The sequence below is a fragment of the Curvibacter sp. PAE-UM genome (assembly GCF_001432305.1).
Classification (GTDB): domain Bacteria; phylum Pseudomonadota; class Gammaproteobacteria; order Burkholderiales; family Burkholderiaceae_C; genus Hylemonella.
The window spans coordinates 1375131-1390624 of sequence record NZ_KQ483358.1 but is presented as its reverse complement, the minus strand read 5'-3'; the positions used below and the strand labels follow the sequence as shown (position 1 = coordinate 1390624).

At 65.7% G+C, this 15494-nt stretch carries 18 protein-coding genes; 13 read left to right on the top strand and 5 right to left on the bottom strand.

All coding sequences use genetic code 11. The annotated features are described in order from the left end of the window. Positions 1–202 precede the first annotated feature (202 nt). The 7 genes from ugpB (at position 203) to AO057_RS06780 (ending at position 6490) form a co-directional block, all read left to right on the top strand. On the top strand, positions 203–1513 hold the full coding sequence (gene ugpB, locus AO057_RS06810) for a sn-glycerol-3-phosphate ABC transporter substrate-binding protein UgpB (protein WP_057674921.1): 1311 nt from the start codon (positions 203–205) through the stop codon (positions 1511–1513). A 94-nt stretch (positions 1514–1607) separates the two neighbouring features. Continuing rightward, complete coding sequence (gene ugpA / locus AO057_RS06805) at positions 1608–2489, top strand: sn-glycerol-3-phosphate ABC transporter permease UgpA (RefSeq protein WP_057674920.1); 882 nt, start codon at positions 1608–1610, stop codon at positions 2487–2489. A gap of 9 nt (positions 2490–2498) precedes the next feature. After that, positions 2499–3350, top strand: a complete 852-nt coding sequence (gene ugpE / locus AO057_RS06800; RefSeq protein ID WP_057674919.1) for a sn-glycerol-3-phosphate ABC transporter permease UgpE — start codon at positions 2499–2501, stop codon at positions 3348–3350. Positions 3351–3362: 12 nt separating this feature from the next. Next, the gene (locus AO057_RS06795) at positions 3363–4382 is read left to right on the top strand and encodes a sn-glycerol-3-phosphate import ATP-binding protein UgpC (RefSeq protein WP_057674918.1); all 1020 of its coding nucleotides are present in this window, start codon (positions 3363–3365) and stop codon (positions 4380–4382) included. Further along, positions 4379–5188 (top strand): glycerophosphodiester phosphodiesterase, encoded by an 810-nt coding sequence (ugpQ, locus tag AO057_RS06790; protein ID WP_057674917.1) that lies wholly within the window; start codon positions 4379–4381, stop codon positions 5186–5188. The genes AO057_RS06795 and ugpQ overlap by 4 nt, the downstream gene beginning before the upstream one ends. Positions 5189–5251: 63 nt before the next feature. Next, positions 5252–5803 (top strand): outer membrane beta-barrel protein, encoded by a 552-nt coding sequence (locus tag AO057_RS06785; protein WP_057674916.1) that lies wholly within the window; start codon positions 5252–5254, stop codon positions 5801–5803. A gap of 165 nt (positions 5804–5968) precedes the next feature. Continuing rightward, positions 5969–6490 carry a porin family protein gene (locus AO057_RS06780; RefSeq protein WP_057674915.1) on the top strand — a complete coding sequence of 174 codons (522 nt, stop codon included), beginning with the start codon at positions 5969–5971 and terminating at the stop codon, positions 6488–6490. Between the two features lie 52 nt (positions 6491–6542). Here the strand turns inward: AO057_RS06780 and AO057_RS06775 are convergent, their stop codons facing one another. Continuing rightward, a complete protein-coding gene (locus AO057_RS06775; RefSeq protein WP_057674914.1) occupies positions 6543–6818 on the bottom strand; it encodes a hypothetical protein in 276 nt (91 codons plus the stop codon). Positions 6819–6886: 68 nt separating this feature from the next. Here AO057_RS06775 and hemA point away from each other — a divergent pair, with 68 nt between their 5' ends. The 3 genes from hemA to prmC all read left to right on the top strand — a co-directional run bounded on the left by hemA (position 6887) and on the right by prmC (position 10246). Next, a complete protein-coding gene (hemA, locus tag AO057_RS06770) occupies positions 6887–8146 on the top strand; it encodes a glutamyl-tRNA reductase (RefSeq protein WP_057674913.1) in 1260 nt (419 codons plus the stop codon). Positions 8147–8275: 129 nt separating this feature from the next. Continuing rightward, complete coding sequence (gene prfA, locus AO057_RS06765; protein WP_057674912.1) at positions 8276–9361, top strand: peptide chain release factor 1; 1086 nt, start codon at positions 8276–8278, stop codon at positions 9359–9361. 63 nt (positions 9362–9424) lie between these two features. Beyond that, positions 9425–10246 (top strand): peptide chain release factor N(5)-glutamine methyltransferase, encoded by an 822-nt coding sequence (gene prmC / locus AO057_RS06760; RefSeq protein ID WP_057674911.1) that lies wholly within the window; start codon positions 9425–9427, stop codon positions 10244–10246. A 23-nt stretch (positions 10247–10269) separates the two neighbouring features. On the opposite strand, the gene AO057_RS06755 is transcribed toward prmC, so the two are convergent. Further along, the gene (locus tag AO057_RS06755; RefSeq protein ID WP_057674910.1) at positions 10270–11565 is read right to left on the bottom strand and encodes a Y-family DNA polymerase; all 1296 of its coding nucleotides are present in this window, start codon (positions 11563–11565) and stop codon (positions 10270–10272) included. 12 nt (positions 11566–11577) lie between these two features. Continuing rightward, the gene (locus tag AO057_RS06750) at positions 11578–12018 is read right to left on the bottom strand and encodes a LexA family protein (protein ID WP_057674909.1); all 441 of its coding nucleotides are present in this window, start codon (positions 12016–12018) and stop codon (positions 11578–11580) included. 131 nt (positions 12019–12149) lie between these two features. Here AO057_RS06750 and bfr point away from each other — a divergent pair, with 131 nt between their 5' ends. Beyond that, positions 12150–12626 (top strand): bacterioferritin, encoded by a 477-nt coding sequence (bfr, locus tag AO057_RS06745; RefSeq protein WP_057674908.1) that lies wholly within the window; start codon positions 12150–12152, stop codon positions 12624–12626. Positions 12627–12695: 69 nt separating this feature from the next. Here bfr and AO057_RS06740 read toward each other — a convergent pair whose 3' ends face one another. Next, positions 12696–12923 carry a (2Fe-2S)-binding protein gene (locus AO057_RS06740; protein WP_057674907.1) on the bottom strand — a complete coding sequence of 76 codons (228 nt, stop codon included), beginning with the start codon at positions 12921–12923 and terminating at the stop codon, positions 12696–12698. 194 nt (positions 12924–13117) lie between these two features. Here AO057_RS06740 and rpoH point away from each other — a divergent pair, with 194 nt between their 5' ends. Together rpoH and AO057_RS06730 are read left to right on the top strand one after the other, a co-directional pair. Then, the gene (rpoH, locus tag AO057_RS06735) at positions 13118–14059 is read left to right on the top strand and encodes an RNA polymerase sigma factor RpoH (protein WP_057674906.1); all 942 of its coding nucleotides are present in this window, start codon (positions 13118–13120) and stop codon (positions 14057–14059) included. Between the two features lie 67 nt (positions 14060–14126). Beyond that, positions 14127–15113 (top strand): Bug family tripartite tricarboxylate transporter substrate binding protein, encoded by a 987-nt coding sequence (locus tag AO057_RS06730; protein WP_205630000.1) that lies wholly within the window; start codon positions 14127–14129, stop codon positions 15111–15113. A 35-nt stretch (positions 15114–15148) separates the two neighbouring features. On the opposite strand, the gene AO057_RS06725 is transcribed toward AO057_RS06730, so the two are convergent. After that, positions 15149–15484: a hypothetical protein gene (locus AO057_RS06725; protein WP_057674905.1), complete on the bottom strand. Its 336-nt coding sequence runs from the start codon at positions 15482–15484 to the stop codon at positions 15149–15151. Positions 15485–15494 lie beyond the last annotated feature (10 nt).

The window sequence follows — 15494 nt, the reverse complement described above, 5'->3', positions numbered from 1 at the left end:
GGGAGATCCGGAATTTCAGCCAGAACGGAGCCACCGGCTGAGGCGAGATGTTACCGCAGTGCAACAAAGAACCCCCGGCCAGTGCATGGGGGCCATGTCCGCATCATGGAAACCCCGAATCCGGAGATGAGCGTAACCGGGGCTTAATGTGTCTGTCACATTCCCCGCCTAGGCTGGCGAGCTTGTCCACAAGGAGCCCCCCATGAAACTTTCCACGAAACTGAGCGTCGCCGCCCTCTCGGCCCTGCTGCTCGCCCCCGTTCAGGCCCAGACCGAGATCCAGTGGTGGCACTCGATGACCGCCGGCCTGAACGACTGGGTCATCGACCTGGCCAACGACTTCAACGCCAGCCAGAAGGAATTCAAGGTGATCCCCACCTACAAGGGCACGTATGACGAATCGATGACCGCGTCCATCGCCGCCTTCCGCGCCGGCAATGCCCCGCACATCCTGCAGGTGTTCGAGGTGGGCACGGCCACCATGATGGCGGCCAAGGGCGCCATCGTGCCCGTCGGCAAGGTGCTGAGCGACGCCGGCTACAAATTCGACGCCAAGGCCTACATCCCCGCCGTGGTGGGCTTTTACACGGCGCCCAACGGCCAGATGCTGAGCTACCCGCTCAACAGCTCGACCACCGTGCTGAACTACAACAAGGACATGTTCCGCAAAGCCGGCCTGGACCCCAACAAGCCGCCGCAGACCTGGCCGGAACTGGTGCTGGCCGCCGCCAAACTCAAGGCCTCGGGCGTGAGTTGCCCCTTCACCACCAGCTGGCAGACCTGGACACAGCTGGAGAGCTTCTCCACCTGGCACAACACCCTGTTCGCCACCCAGAACAATGGCTTCGGCGGCACGTCGGCCCGCCTGGCCTTCAACAGCCCGCTGCACGTGCGCCACATCGAGAACCTGGCCAACATGTCCAAGCAGGGCCTGTTCCACTACCGCGGCCGCGGCAACAAGGGCGATGCGCCTTTCTATTCGGGTGAGTGCGCCATGGCCACGGCCAGCTCGTCCACCTATGCCACCATCAAAAAGAACGCCAAGTTCGATTTCGGCATTGCGCCCCTGCCCTACTACCCGGATGTGGCTGGCACGCCGCAAAACACCGTGATTGGTGGCGCCTCGCTGTGGGTGATGTCGGGCAAGAAAGCGGCTGAATACAAGGGCGTGGCCGCCTTCTTCAACCACCTGACCAGCGCCGAGATCCAGGCCAAGAGCCACCAGCGCACCGGCTACCTGCCGATCACACTGGCATCCTTCCAGATGACCGAGAAGTCCGGTTTCTACAAGGAGAACCCGGGCACGGACACCGCCGTCAACCAGATGATCCGCAAGACCACCGACAAGTCGCGCGGCATCCGCCTGGGCAACTTCGTGCAGATCCGCGCCATCATGGAAGAGGAACTGGAGCAGGTCTGGGCCGGCAAGAAGTCTGCCCAGGAGGCACTGGACACCGCCGTCAAACGCGGCAACGAACAGCTGGAGCGTTTCGAGAAAGCTAACAAGTCCTGAGGGACTTGTTAGCTGGCGCTGAAAGTCGGCACCCCTCCCCGTCCCTCCCCGCCCGGCGGGGAGGGTGTCTTTGGGAAGTGCAGAATCACACACCATGGAAAAACGGGTCCGTTTCAAGAGCTGGTGGCTGCCCTGGGTTCTGCTGGCACCCCAGGTGCTGGTCATCGCCGTGTTCTTTTTCTGGCCGGCAGCCCAGGCGCTGGTGCAATCCCTGCAGCAGCAGGACGCCTTCGGCACCTCGATCGAATGGGTCGGGCTGGAGAACTTCCAGCGGCTGTGGAATGACGAGAGTTACCTGGCCTCCTTCAAGACCACGGCCGTTTTCTCGCTGCTGGTCGCCGTACTGGGCCTGACGCTGGCTCTGGCCCTGGCCGTCTTCGCCGACCGGGTGCTGCGTGGTGCGTCCCTGTACAAGACCCTGCTGATCTGGCCCTATGCGGTCGCGCCGGCCGTAGCCGGCGTGCTGTGGCTCTTCATGTTCGCGCCCTCCATCGGCGTGGTGAGCTACGCGCTGCGCAGCATGGGCATCGAGTGGAATCACCTGCTCAACAGCAACCAGGCCATGACGCTGATCGTTTTTGCCGCCGTGTGGAAGCAGATCTCCTACAACTTCCTGTTTTTCCTGGCCGGCCTGCAGTCCATCCCGAAGAGCCTGATCGAAGCCGCCGCCATCGACGGCGCCGGGCCCTGGCGGCGCTTCTGGTCCATCATCTTCCCCCTGCTCTCGCCCACCACCTTCTTCCTGCTGGTCATCAACGTGGTCTACGCCTTCTTCGACACCTTCGCCATCATCGACGCGGCGACCGAAGGCGGCCCGGGCAAGGACACCGCCATCCTGGTCTACAAGGTGTATTACGACGGCTTCAAGGCGCTGGACCTGGGAGGTTCCGCCGCGCAGTCGGTGGTGCTGATGGTCATCGTCATCGCCCTGACGGTGGTGCAGTTCCGTTTCGTGGAAAAGAAAGTCAACTACTGATCGCGCACCATGGTTGAACGCCGCCCGCTTGCCACCGCCATCTCCCACCTGGTGCTGATCCTGGGGGTGATCATCGTCGCGTTCCCGCTCTACATCACCTTCGTCGCCTCCACCCATACGGCACAGGACATCGTGCAGGTGCCCATGCCCATGCTGCCGGGCCCCCACCTGGTGGAGAACTACAAGGCCGCCATCTTCGGCACCAGCGGCAGCGCGGCCTCCACGGCCCCGGTCGGGCGCATGATGACCGTCAGCCTCGTGATGGCACTGGTCATCGCGCTGGGCAAGATCGCGATCTCGCTGCTGTCGGCCTTTGCCATCGTCTACTTCCGCTTCCCCGGTCGCCAGTTCTTCTTCTGGGCCATCTTCGTCACGCTGATGCTGCCGGTGGAGGTGCGCATCGGCCCCACCTACCAGGTCGTCAGTGATCTGGGCATGCTCAACAGCTACGCCGGCCTCACCGTGCCGCTGATCGCCTCGGCCACGGCCACCTTCCTGTTCCGCCAGTTCTTCCTGACCGTCCCGGACGAACTGGTGGAAGCAGCCCGGGTGGACGGGGCCGGGCCGCTGCGTTTCTTCAAGGACGTGCTGCTGCCCCTGTCCACCACCAGCATCGCCGCGCTCTTCGTGATCCAGTTCATCTACGGCTGGAACCAGTACCTGTGGCCGCTGCTGGTGACCAGCAGCGAGGACATGTACCCGGTGGTGATGGGCATCAAGCGCATGATCTCGGGCGGCGACGCCGCCAACGACTGGAACATCGTGATGGCCACCGCCATCCTGGCCATGATCCCGCCGGCGCTGGTGGTCATGCTCATGCAGAAGTGGTTCGTCAAGGGCCTGGTGGACACGGAAAAATAAGAGACCCAAGTTATGGCATCCCTGACCCTCTCCAACGTCATCAAGCGCTACGGCCATGGCCCGAAGGCCAACCAGGTCATCCATGGCGTCAACGCCGAGGTCGCCGACGGCGAGTTCATCGTCATCGTCGGCCCCTCGGGCTGCGGCAAATCCACCCTGCTGCGCATGGTGGCCGGGCTGGAAGAGATCAGCGGCGGCGAGATCCGCATCGGCCCGCGCGTGGTCAACGACCTGGAACCCGCCGAGCGCGACATCGCCATGGTGTTCCAGAACTACGCGCTCTACCCGCACATGAGCGTGTACGACAACATGGCCTACGGCCTGAAGATCGCCAAGGTGCCCAAGGACGAGATCCGCGCACGCGTGGACAAGGCCGCGCGCATCCTGGAGCTGGAACCCTTCCTGGAGCGCAAGCCGCGTGAGCTCTCCGGTGGCCAGCGCCAGCGCGTGGCCATGGGCCGTGCCATCGTGCGCCAGCCCCAGGTCTTCCTCTTCGATGAGCCGCTGTCCAACCTGGACGCCAAATTGCGCGCCCAGACCCGGATCGAGATCCAGAAACTGCACCGCGAACTGGGCATCACCTCGCTTTTCGTCACGCACGACCAGGTCGAGGCCATGACATTGGCGCAGCGCATGATCGTGATGAACGCCGGCGTGATGGAACAGTTCGGCACGCCGGAAGAGGTCTACCACCGCCCGGCGTCCACCTTCGTGGCCAGCTTCATCGGCGCGCCGCCCATGAACCTGCTGAGCAGCGCGCCGCATGTGGCGCCGGGCACCATCCTGGGCATCCGCCCCGAGCACCTGGACATCGTGCCGCAGCCAGCAGCTCAGGGTTGGAGCGTGCGGGTCGAGGCCATCGAGATGCTGGGCGCCGAGCGCCTGCTCTACACGCGCATGGACAGCGAGCAGATCATCGTGCGCGTCAACGAAGGCCAGGGCACGGTCCCCGCCATCGACAGCACCCTGCACCTGCTCCCGCAAGCTGAACGCCTGCACCGCTTCGACGAGGCCACGGGGAAACGCCTGTGAGCCCGGCCTCCGGCGCCCAGCCTTGGCCCTACCCGCGCTGGGTCGCACACCGCGGCGCCGGCAAGCTGGCCCCCGAGAACACCCTGGCCGCCTTCAGGCTTGGGCACGCGCACGGCTGGCGCATGTTCGAATGCGATGTGAAGCTCAGCGCCGACGGCGTGCCTTTTCTCTTGCACGACGCCACCCTGGAACGCACCACCAAGGGCCAGGGCACGGCGGGCCAGTGGCCATGGGCCGAGCTGGCCCGGCTGGACGCGGGCAGCTGGCTGGCACCCGCTTATGCCGGCGAGCCCATCCCGACGCTGCAGACCATTGCACGTTTCTGCCTGGACCACGACAGCCTGCTCAATATCGAAATCAAGCCCACCCCCGGCACCGAGCGCCAGACCGGCGAGGTCGTGGCACAAGCCGCAGCGCAGCTGTGGCAAGGAGCAGCGGTGCCGCCCTTGCTCAGTTCTTTCCAGCCCGAATCCCTGGCGGGCGCGCAGGCTACGGCCCCGGCACTGCCGCGCGCCCTGCTGCTGGACAGCTTGTGGGAGGGCTGGCTGGACACCGCGCACAAATTGGACTGCGTCGCCGTGGTCTGCAAGTACACGTTATGGGATGCCGCCCTGGTGGCGCGCACGCGCGCGGCCGGACTGCGCTGCCTGTGCTACACGGTGAACGACGCCAGCGCTGCGCAAGACCTGCTGGCGCTGGGCCTCGACGGCCTGATCACCGACCGCGTGGATTTCTTCGATCCCTCACAAGCCGACAGCGTGGCCGTCAACCCGCACGCAGCCCCTGACGTTAAAAGAGGCACCTAGAATCACCCCGTGCTCCCTTGCGGGAACGCACCGTTTTTTTGTCTCAACTTTTCCGGGAGTCCCATGAAAAAGATCATCGCCGCCGCCCTGCTTTGCGCAGCCGTCGCCACGCCCGCCTTGGCGCAAAAGGAAAATCACTGGTATCTCGCGCTGGATGCCGGTACGCTGAAGATGCAGAACACCAATTACGCCAACCCGGGCTCCCTCACCGTCTCGGGCGGTTATCGCTTCAACCGCAACTTTGCGCTCGAAGGCGGCCTGACCGGCTACGGCGACTCCACCCTGGTCTACAACAACGGCACCACCACCGCCGCACAGGGTGATGCCCGCTTCCTGGCGGTCGGCATCCTGCCGCTGTCGCAGAGCTTCGACCTCTTCGGCAAGGCCGGCATCGGCTTCCACACCGCAAAGATCACGGGTACCGGCGCCTATGCCGGTACCTACAGCAAGGAAACCACCACCAATGCCATCATCGGTTTCGGCGGCCAATTCAACATCAACTCCCGGTTCGGCCTGCGTCTGCAGTACGAAGCCCTGGGCAAGTCCAAGAGCAGCCCGACCGATCCGGGTGCCGACATCAGCCGCGTTTCCATTGGCGGCGTGCTGAATTTCTGAGTTCTCCCGAACCGCTCCAGCAAGCCGGGCACTGCCCGGCTTTTTTACGCCCAGGGCGAAGAGGGGCATAACACCTCGTTACAAGGCGTGGCCGCGGCTTTCCCATAATTCCGACCGCGTCCCCGCCACCCGGCGGGTCCTCCATTGCAACGACAGGTTCACGCCATGAAAAAAATCCTCGCCACGGCCTTGCTCTGCAGCGCCGCCCTCACCCCCGCACTGGCCCAGAGCTCCCGCTATTACGGCGCCGCCGACTACGGCATCGTCAGCTTCAGTGGCCCCGGCTCCTATTCCAGCCCCGGGGCACTCACACTTTCCGGCGGCTACCACTACCTCCCCAACCTCGACCTGGAAGCAGGCCTGACGCTGATCGGCAGCGCCACAGCCAACGTGCCCGGCACGGGGCGCGTGAGCATCAACCAGAACATCCTGAGCGCCGTGGCCGTGGGCAGGGTGCCGCTCAACAGCCAGATCCATCTGTTCGGCAAAGCCGGCGTGGGCCTGCACGACGGCGGGGTGAACGGCCTGCCCGACGACCTGATCTACGGCTTTGGCGCGCAGATCCGGTTCGACAGGGAGTTCAGCATGCGCGTGCAATACGAAAGCCTGGGTCGCACCAAGGTGCCGTCCACCAGCAGTCGCGCCGACATGACACGCCTGTCCGTCGGTGTCACCTACGACTTCTGAGCGTTGCCCCCGCAAAAAAGCCGGGCCCTGCCCGGCTTTTGCATGTCAGCGGCTAGCGCCGCCAGCCCCGAGCCAGCAGCCACTGCGAGCTGGCCACGGCCAGCACCAGCATCGCATAGGCCGTCATCTTGCCGTCGCGCCCCAGCCACCACAGGCTGGCCAGCAGGACGCTCACCCCCACCGCGAAGTTCACCAGCACCTGCCCCCACCAGGGCATGGCGGTCCGCTTCCTGAACAGGGGCCAGGCCAGCAGGGGCACCAGCACGGCCAGCGCGAAGGCCGGGGCGACGAAGTTGAGCAGGTGTAAGAGGATGTCTTGGAGGTTCATGGAACAGGCCGGCGCCGGTAAAAAATGGCGCAAACCATTGATGTATCTATAAATTTTATAATCACGCCATGGCAGTCTGGGCTTTGGGCATCAATCACACGACCGCGCCGCTCGATTTGCGCGGCCGGTTTGCCTTTGCGCTCGACCAGCTACCCCCCACCTTACACGGCCTGCGCGGTGCGCTCCCGCGCCCGCCCGAGGCCGCCATCCTCTCCACCTGCAACCGCACCGAGATCTACTGCGCCAGCGAGCAGCTGGAGCTGGCCCCCACGCTGGACTGGCTGGCCAAAAGCGGCGGGGTCTCGGCCGAAGAGCTGCGTTCGCACACCTACACCCTGCAGGGCAATGAAGCCGCGCGCCACGCCTTCCGCGTGGCCAGCGGGCTCGATTCCATGGTGCGGGGCGAGCCGCAGATCCTGGGCCAGATGAAAGACGCCGTGCGCGTGGCCGAAGAAGCCGGCGCCCTGGGCACCACGCTCAACCAGCTGTTCCAACGTTCCTTTGCCGTGGCCAAGGAAGTGCGCACTTCCACCGAGATCGGCGCGCACTCCATCAGCATGGCGGCCGCTGCCGTGCGCCTGGCCGGCAACCTGTTCGAAGACCTGCAACAGGTGCGCATCCTCTTTGTCGGGGCCGGCGAGATGATCGAACTGGCGGCCACCCACTTCGCGGCCCGCAATCCCAAGGCCATGGTCATCGCCAACCGCACGCTGGACCGTGGCGAAAAACTGGCCAGTCGTTTTGGCGCCGAAACCATGCGCCTGGCCGAACTGCCCGAGCGCCTGCACGAATTCGACGCCGTCATCAGCTGCACCGCCAGCACCCTGCCGCTGATCGGCCTGGGTGCGGTGGAGCGTGCGCTGAAACTGCGCAAACACCGCCCCATGTTCATGGTGGACCTGGCCGTGCCGCGCGACATCGAACCCGAAGTCAAGGGCCTGTCCGACGTCTACCTCTACACCGTCGACGACCTGGCCGTCGTGGTGCAGACCGGCCAGGCCAACCGTCAGGCCGCCGTGGCCCAGGCCGAAGTCATCATCGACGCCGGCGTGCAGAGTTTCATGCACTGGATGGACCAGCGCAGCAGCGTGCCGCTGATCCAGCAGCTCAACGCCCAGGCCGACGAGTGGCGCGCCGCCGAGATCGCGCGCGCGCGCAAGGCCCTGGCCCGGGGCGAGGACGTGGACGCGGTACTCCAGACCCTGTCCCGGGGCCTGACGCAGAAGATGCTGCACGGCGCCCTGGCCGAGCTGCATGCCGGCGACGCCGCCGCGCGCGAACGCGCCAGCGCCGCCATCCAGCACTTCTTCCTGCGCAAAGAGCGTTAGCGGCGGCCCTCGTATTCCCTCTCCCGCTGGGAGAGGGTCAGGGTAAGGGCATCGATGGCCCCAGCCCCTCACACCCACCCTCTCCCCAAAGGGGCGAGGGAACCCGAACAGAATTCCCCTTCGATCTCCATGAAACCCTTTCTGCGCCAGCAACTCGAACGCTACGCCCAGCGCCTGGAAGAACTCAACTTCCTGCTCTCGCGCGAGGACATCATGGCCGACATGGGCCAGTTCCTCGCGCTCTCGCGCGAGCACAACGAGGTCACGCAGATGGCCGGCCGCTACGCCCGTTACCAGCAGCGCGAGGCGGACCTCGCCGGTGCCCAGGGCATGCTGGCCGACCCGGACATGGCTGAGATGGCGCAGGAAGAAATCACCGCGGCCACGGCCGAGCTGACCCAGCTGGAAGAAGAGCTGCAGCGCCTGCTGCTGCCCAAGGACCCGGACGACACGCGCAACGCCTTCATGGAAATCCGGGCCGGCACCGGCGGCGACGAATCGGCGCTGTTCGCCGGCGACCTGCTGCGCATGTACACACGGTACTGCGAGCGCCGCGGCTGGAAGACCGAACTCATCAGCGAGTCGCCCAGCGAACTCGGCGGCTACAAGGAAGTGGTGCTGCGCATCGCCGGTGACCACGTCTATGGCGACCTGCGTTTCGAATCCGGCGGCCACCGCGTGCAGCGCGTGCCGGCCACCGAAACCCAGGGCCGCATCCACACCAGTGCCTGCACCGTGGCCGTGCTGCCCGAGCCGGACGAAACCCAGGCCGTGCAGATCAACCCGGCCGACCTGCGCATCGACACCTACCGCGCCAGCGGCGCCGGCGGCCAGCACATCAACAAGACCGACTCGGCCGTGCGCATCACCCACATCCCCACCGGCATCGTGGCCGAATGCCAGGACGACCGCAGCCAGCACCGCAACAAGGCCAAGGCCCTGCAGGTGCTCTCGGCCCGCATCCAGGAAAAGGACCGCAGCGAACGCGCCGCCAAGGACGCCGCCATGCGCAAGGGCCTGATCGGCAGCGGCGACCGCAGCGACCGCATCCGCACCTACAACTTCCCGCAGGGCCGCCTGACCGACCACCGCATCAATCTCACGCTCTACAAGCTCGACCGCATCGTGGAGGGCGAGCTGGACGACGTGGTGAGCGCCCTGCGCCACGCGCGTGAGGCCGAGCAGCTGGCGGAGTTGGAAGTAGGCAACAACTGATCCTGGAAAACCGCCCGAAATCGGCTTCCCGTCCTAGAATGCAGCTACATTTTCCGTAGCACCATGCAGATCCAGCAAGCCCTCGCCGCGGCCTGCTCCGCCCTCGGGCTGGAGCGGTTGGATGCACAGTTGCTGCTGCTGCACGCCCTGGGCCGCCCGCAGAATGACCGCGCCTGGCTGGTCGCCCACGACAGCGACCCGCTCGCCCCGGATGCGGAGATGCGCTACATCAATCTCACGCGCCGCCGCGCTGCCGGCACGCCCCTGGCCTACCTGACCGGCCAGCGCGAGTTCTACGGCCTGACGCTGCAGGTCGATGCGCGTGTGCTCGACCCGCGCCCCGACACCGAGACCCTGGTCGACTGGGCGCTTGAACACCTGGCGCCCCAGGGATCGGTGGTGGACCTGGGCACGGGCAGCGGCGCCATCGCCCTCGCCCTCAAGAGCCAAAGGCCGCAAGCACGCGTCGAGGCCGTGGACACCAGCCCTGAGGCCCTGGCCGTGGCCCAGGCCAATGCGCAGCGCCTCACGCTCGATGTGGCTTTCCACGCCGGCAACTGGCTCCAAGGCCTGCAGCAGAAGTTCGACCTGATCGTCTCCAACCCGCCCTACATCGCCGAGGGTGATCCGCATCTGGACCAGCTGGGACATGAACCGCAGATGGCCCTGAGTTCAGGACACGACGGCCTGGATGCCATCCGCACCATCGTCGCCCAGGCGCCGGACCGACTGCAGCGCGGCGGCTGGCTCCTGCTGGAGCATGGCTGGGATCAGGCGCAGGCCGTGCGCGCACTGCTCGCACAGGCCGGCTACACCGAGGTGCAGTCACGCCAGGATCTTGCCGGCATCGAACGTTGCAGCGGCGGACGCTGGATGCCCACGTGAACCCCCGCCTCGCCTGAACCGTCTCAAGCCTGCACTTCCAGCAGTTCCCCGACGCTGGTCGTGTAGCGCGGCGTACGGTGTTCCTGCTTCATGCTCCAGCGGCGCGCGCGGCCGCCCAGGCCGGCGCTGGCCAGAAAGACCGTGTCCTGCCCGTAACGCTGGTTAAGCTGGTCCAGCACCTGCACCAGCCGTGGACGCGGCGCGGGGGCGTCTCCCAGATCTAACTCTCCCTGGCGCAGGCCTTCGCGTTGCAGGTGCATGAGGATGACCCCGGCCTTGGCATAGGGGTAGCCTTGCTTGTAAATGCCTTCCAGCACCGCGAGGGCCGCGTGCACGATACGCGATGTGTCGTTCGTGGGTTGCGGCAACTCGACGGAATGCCCCTTGGAGCGGGGGCGTGCCTGTTCGTAGTGCCCGGTGCGGATGTAGACATAAACCTGCCCCGCCACGCCACGCTGGCGGCGCAGCTTCTCGGCCGCGCGCGTGGCGAAGACGGTGACGGCCTCGCGCAGATCAGCCAACGCACCGGTCTTGTGGCCGAAGGAACGTGTGACGGCGATGTGGCGCCTGTCCTGCGGGCCGTCCTCCAGACCCACGCAGGGCCGGCCCTGCAACTCACGCACGGTGCGCTCGAGCACCACGGACCAGCGACGTTGCACCTGCACCGGGTCCAGGCACGCCAGGTCCAGCGCCGTGTGCACGCCGGCATCGCGCAGCTGGTCTCGCAGACGCCAGCCCACACCCCAGACCCCGCCGGCATCGGTGGCGGCCAGCAGGGCGTCGATCTCAGCGCGGTCCAGCGCAGCCAGGTTGCAGACGCGCGCGTGCCGCGCCGGATACGGCTCGGGTTTGCGCTCAGCGGTCTTGGCGATGTGGTTGGCGAACTTGGCCAGGGTCTTGGTCGGGCCGATGCCGATGCTGCAAGGCAGGCCCAGCCACTGCAGCACACGTTGGCGCATGGCTTGGCCGCTGTCCGCCAGGTCGCCCGGCACGCCCGAGAGGTCCACGAAACACTCGTCGATGGAATAGATCTCCTGGCGCGCGCCGAAGTCCGCAAGCACCTCCATCATGCGGTCGGACATATCGCCGTAGAGCGCAAAGTTGGCCGAGAGGGCCACCAGGCCGTGGCTGCGCTCCATGTGCCGGATCTCGTGCCAGGGCGCGCCCATGCGAATGCCGATGTCCTTGGCCTCGTTGCTGCGCGAGATGGCGCAGCCGTCGTTGTTGGAGAGCACGATCACGGGCCGGCCTTCGAGCCGCGGCTGGAATACGCGTTCGCAGCTCACATAGAAATTGTTGCCGTCGATCAGGGCGTACACCGGGCCCTCCGCTCAGCGCACATACTGGTGGATAGCGGCCGTGACCACACCCCAGATCTCCAGCGTCTGGCCGTCCGTGGGAACGATCTCGGGATAGGCCGGGTTGGCAGGCTGGAGCTTGACGCGACCCGCGCGCTGCCACAGCGTCTTGACGGTGAACTCGCCGTCGACCACGGCCACCACCACGCTCTGGTGCCGCGGCACGAGCGCGCGATTCACCACCAGGATGTCGTCATCCAGGATGCCCGCGCCCACCATGGAGTGGCCCCGCGCACGCAACAGGAAGGTGGCCTGCGGATGCGTGACCAGTTCACGCGTGAGGTCCACACGCTGTCCACCCAGGTCTTCGGCCGGGGACGGGAAACCTGCGGCCACGCGGTTATCGAGCCGCTGCAGCGCGTGCACCGAGGCCTCAGCGACAGGTACCGGCACCCCCGATGTAATACTGTTCATATTTACAGTATACAGCTGCAAGCCCTACTGGGCATGGTTCTCAGCACCATTCCTCAAGACCATGGGCTTGCAAGCAACGTGCTTTGGATGACAATGCAAGCTGTCTCCCACACCACCGAACAGGAAGGCCCATGAAAGGCGACCCACAAGCCATCTCCCACCTGCAGGCCCAGCTCAAGAACGAGTTGACGGCCATCAACCAGTACTTCGTGCACTACCGCATGCTCAAGCACTGGGGCCTGGACAAGCTGGCCAAGAAGGAATACGAGGAGTCGATCGGCGAGATGAAACACGCCGACAAGCTCATGGACCGCATCTTCATGCTGGACGGCCTGCCCAATCTGCAGGACCTGGGCAAGCTCAACATCGGTGAGGACGTGCCCGAGATCCTGCGCAGCGATCTGGCGCTGGAGACGGGGGCGCAGGCCACCATCAAGGACGGCATCGCCCACTGCGAGAAGGTGCGCGACTACGTCTCGCGCGACCTGCTGCAGGAGATCCTGGACGACACCGAGGAGCACATCGACTTCCTGGAAACCCAGATCGAACTGCTGGAGAAGGTGGGCCTGCAGAACTACCTGCAGAGCCAGATGGGCGAGCTCTCCTGAGCCGGTCCCTGCGCCAACAAAAAGGGCTACGCAGTGCGTAGCCCTTTTTCATGGGGTGACAGCAGAGATTCAGGCGGCCACGAGCTGGATGGAACGACCCAGGCCGAGTTCCTGGCCCAGGTGCGCCATCTTGTGGCTGGGCCGGCATTCGGACCAGAGGGCGCGAGCGCAGCCCTCGCACTTGCCGCACTGGGTGGCCACGCCGAGTTCGAGCTGGATCTCGTCGAAGTCGGCGCCGGCACGGGCGGCACGCTCGATGGTCTTGTCGGAAACGCGATGGCAGACGCAAACAATCATGGCGGGTGGGGGTAGATCGGCTAGTCATGCGAATGATAATGGTTCGCAATACAATTTCCAAACGTTTTCGGCCGCCCCTGCCCGCCACGCGGATATCCCTCCACGGAACTGTGTAAAACCCCAGGAACTTTGGGTTTAGCACTCAATCATAGAGAGTGCTAATATAGAAACATGACCTCGAAAGGAGTTCTGCCATGACCGCTGTCACTGGAGTTTCCGCTTCTGCGCTGACCGTCGCCAATCCCTGGGCGCTCGTGCCCCCGCTGGGTAATCTCGACGCCTATATTTCTGCCGCCAACCGCCTGCCCATGCTCACGCTGGAGCAAGAGCAGGAGTTCGCGCGCAAATTCCGCGACTCGAACGATCTTGAGGCCGCCGGTAAGTTGGTGCTCTCTCACCTTCGTCTGGTGGTGTCCGTTTCCCGCCAGTACCTGGGCTACGGCCTGCCCCACGGCGACCTGATCCAGGAAGGCAATGTGGGCCTGATGAAGGCCGTCAAGCGCTTCGACCCGGACCAGGGCGTGCGCCTGGTCAGCTATGCCCTGCACTGGATCAAGGCCGAGATCCACGAATACATCCTGAAGAACTGGCGCATGGTCAAGGTTGCCACAACCAAGGCCCAGCGCAAGCTGTTCTTCAACCTGCGCTCCAAGAAGCAGGGTTACAAGGCCGACGCCGCCGCCGCGGACGCCGCCACCCACCGCGAGACGCTGAGCGAGCAGGAAATCGACCTGATGGCCAAGGAGCTCAACGTCAAGCGCGAAGAGGTCATCGAGATGGAAACCCGCCTGTCGGGCGGTGACGTCATGCTGGACCCGGGCCCGGGCGACGATGGCGAAGACAGCTTCGGCCCCATTGCCTACCTGGCCGATGCCAACCACGAGCCCACCGCCATGATCGAGGCGCACCAGCGCGACGTGCTGGCCAGCGACGGCATCGCCGCGGCGCTGGACGTGCTGGATGCGCGCAGCCGGCGCATCGTGGAAGAGCGCTGGCTCAAGGTCAACGACGACAGCTCGGGCGGCATGACGCTGCACGAACTGGCGGCCGAGTATGGCGTGAGCGCTGAGCGCATCCGCCAGATCGAAGTGGCCGCCATGAAGAAGATGAAGACGGCACTGGCAGAATACGCCTGATCCTGGCGCACGCCTCAACAGGCCCCTGACTTGCCATGAGTCCGGGGCTTTTTCTTTGGAGACAAGAATGCGATTGACACCCTCCCCGCTGCGGCGCGCCCTGCTGGCGCTCGGCCTCCTGACCTTGACCGTCGGTGCCCAGGCCCAGCAGGCTGCGGCCTGGCCAACCAAACCGCTGAAAATCATGGTCGGTTTTCCGGCCGGCACCTCGCCCGACCTGGTGGCACGCACGCTGGCCGAACCGCTGAGCAAGGCGCTGGGCCAGCCGGTCATCGTGGAGAACAAGCCGGGTGCGGGCGGCAATATCGCGGCCGACATGGTGGCCAAGGCCACCGACGGCCACACCATTGGTGTGATGATCAATGGCAACCTGACCATCGCCAAGTTGCTGAACGCGAAGACGCCCTATGACCCGGCCAGGGACCTGGCCCCCATCAGCCTGATCGGCACCGCACCGCTGGTGCTGGCCGCACCGGTCGACGCCCCCGGCAAGACCACCGCCGAATTCCTGGCCGCGGCACGCAGCAGCGGCGACAAGTGGAGCTATGGCTCGCCCGGCGTGGGCACCGTGGGCCATATCGGCATGGAACTGCTCAAGGCGCGCGTGGACATGAACCCCGTGCACGTGCCCTACCCCGGCTACCCGCAGGTGGTGACGGCCATGCTGGGCGGACAGATCCAGCTCTCCATGCTGCCGCCGGGCCTGGCCCTGGCACAGGCACGTGCGGGCAAGGTCCGCGTGCTGGGCGTCACGTCGGCCGGCCGCAGCACGCTGACACCGGAAATTCCCAGCCTGGCCGAAGCCGGCGTGAAGAACTTCCAGCTCGAGATCTGGAACGCTGTGGCCGGCCCGGCTTCCATGCCCAAGCCCGTCGTCGCCAGACTCTCGGCACTCTTCAGCGAGATCGCGCGCAGCCCCGAGGTGCGGCAACGCCTGTTCCAGCAGGGCTGGCAGGTGGCAGGCGGCTCCTCGGAAGCGCTGGCGCTGCGCATCAAGTCCGATACGGCGGTGCTGGGCAAGATCATTGCGGATCGGGCGATCAAGGCGGAGTAAGCAAGGGTGCCGGGCCGCCAGGGCCCGGCGTAGCCCTAGCCGGCAAGTGCCGGCCGGCCGGCCTGCATGGCCCGGGGCAGAAGGCCGGCGAACATGGCCGAGACATGGTCGATGCAACGCCTGGCGCTCGTCTCTCCGTGCAGGACGGCGATCTCACGCAGCAGCTCGGGCCGCAGGTACCACAGCGACTCGGCGTCGCAGGCGAACAGAATGCGACGCGTCACCTGGGCGGACGGCATGCCGGTACCCGCCAGGCTGTCGAGCATGGCCTGCCGGATGGCCTCGAGCCGGTCATCGACATCGCTGGTGACGGTGTCGGCGGAAAAAGCGCCCTGAAGCGTGGAGAGAAGACTGGTCGCAAAGGAAAGCATGCGGCGAGTG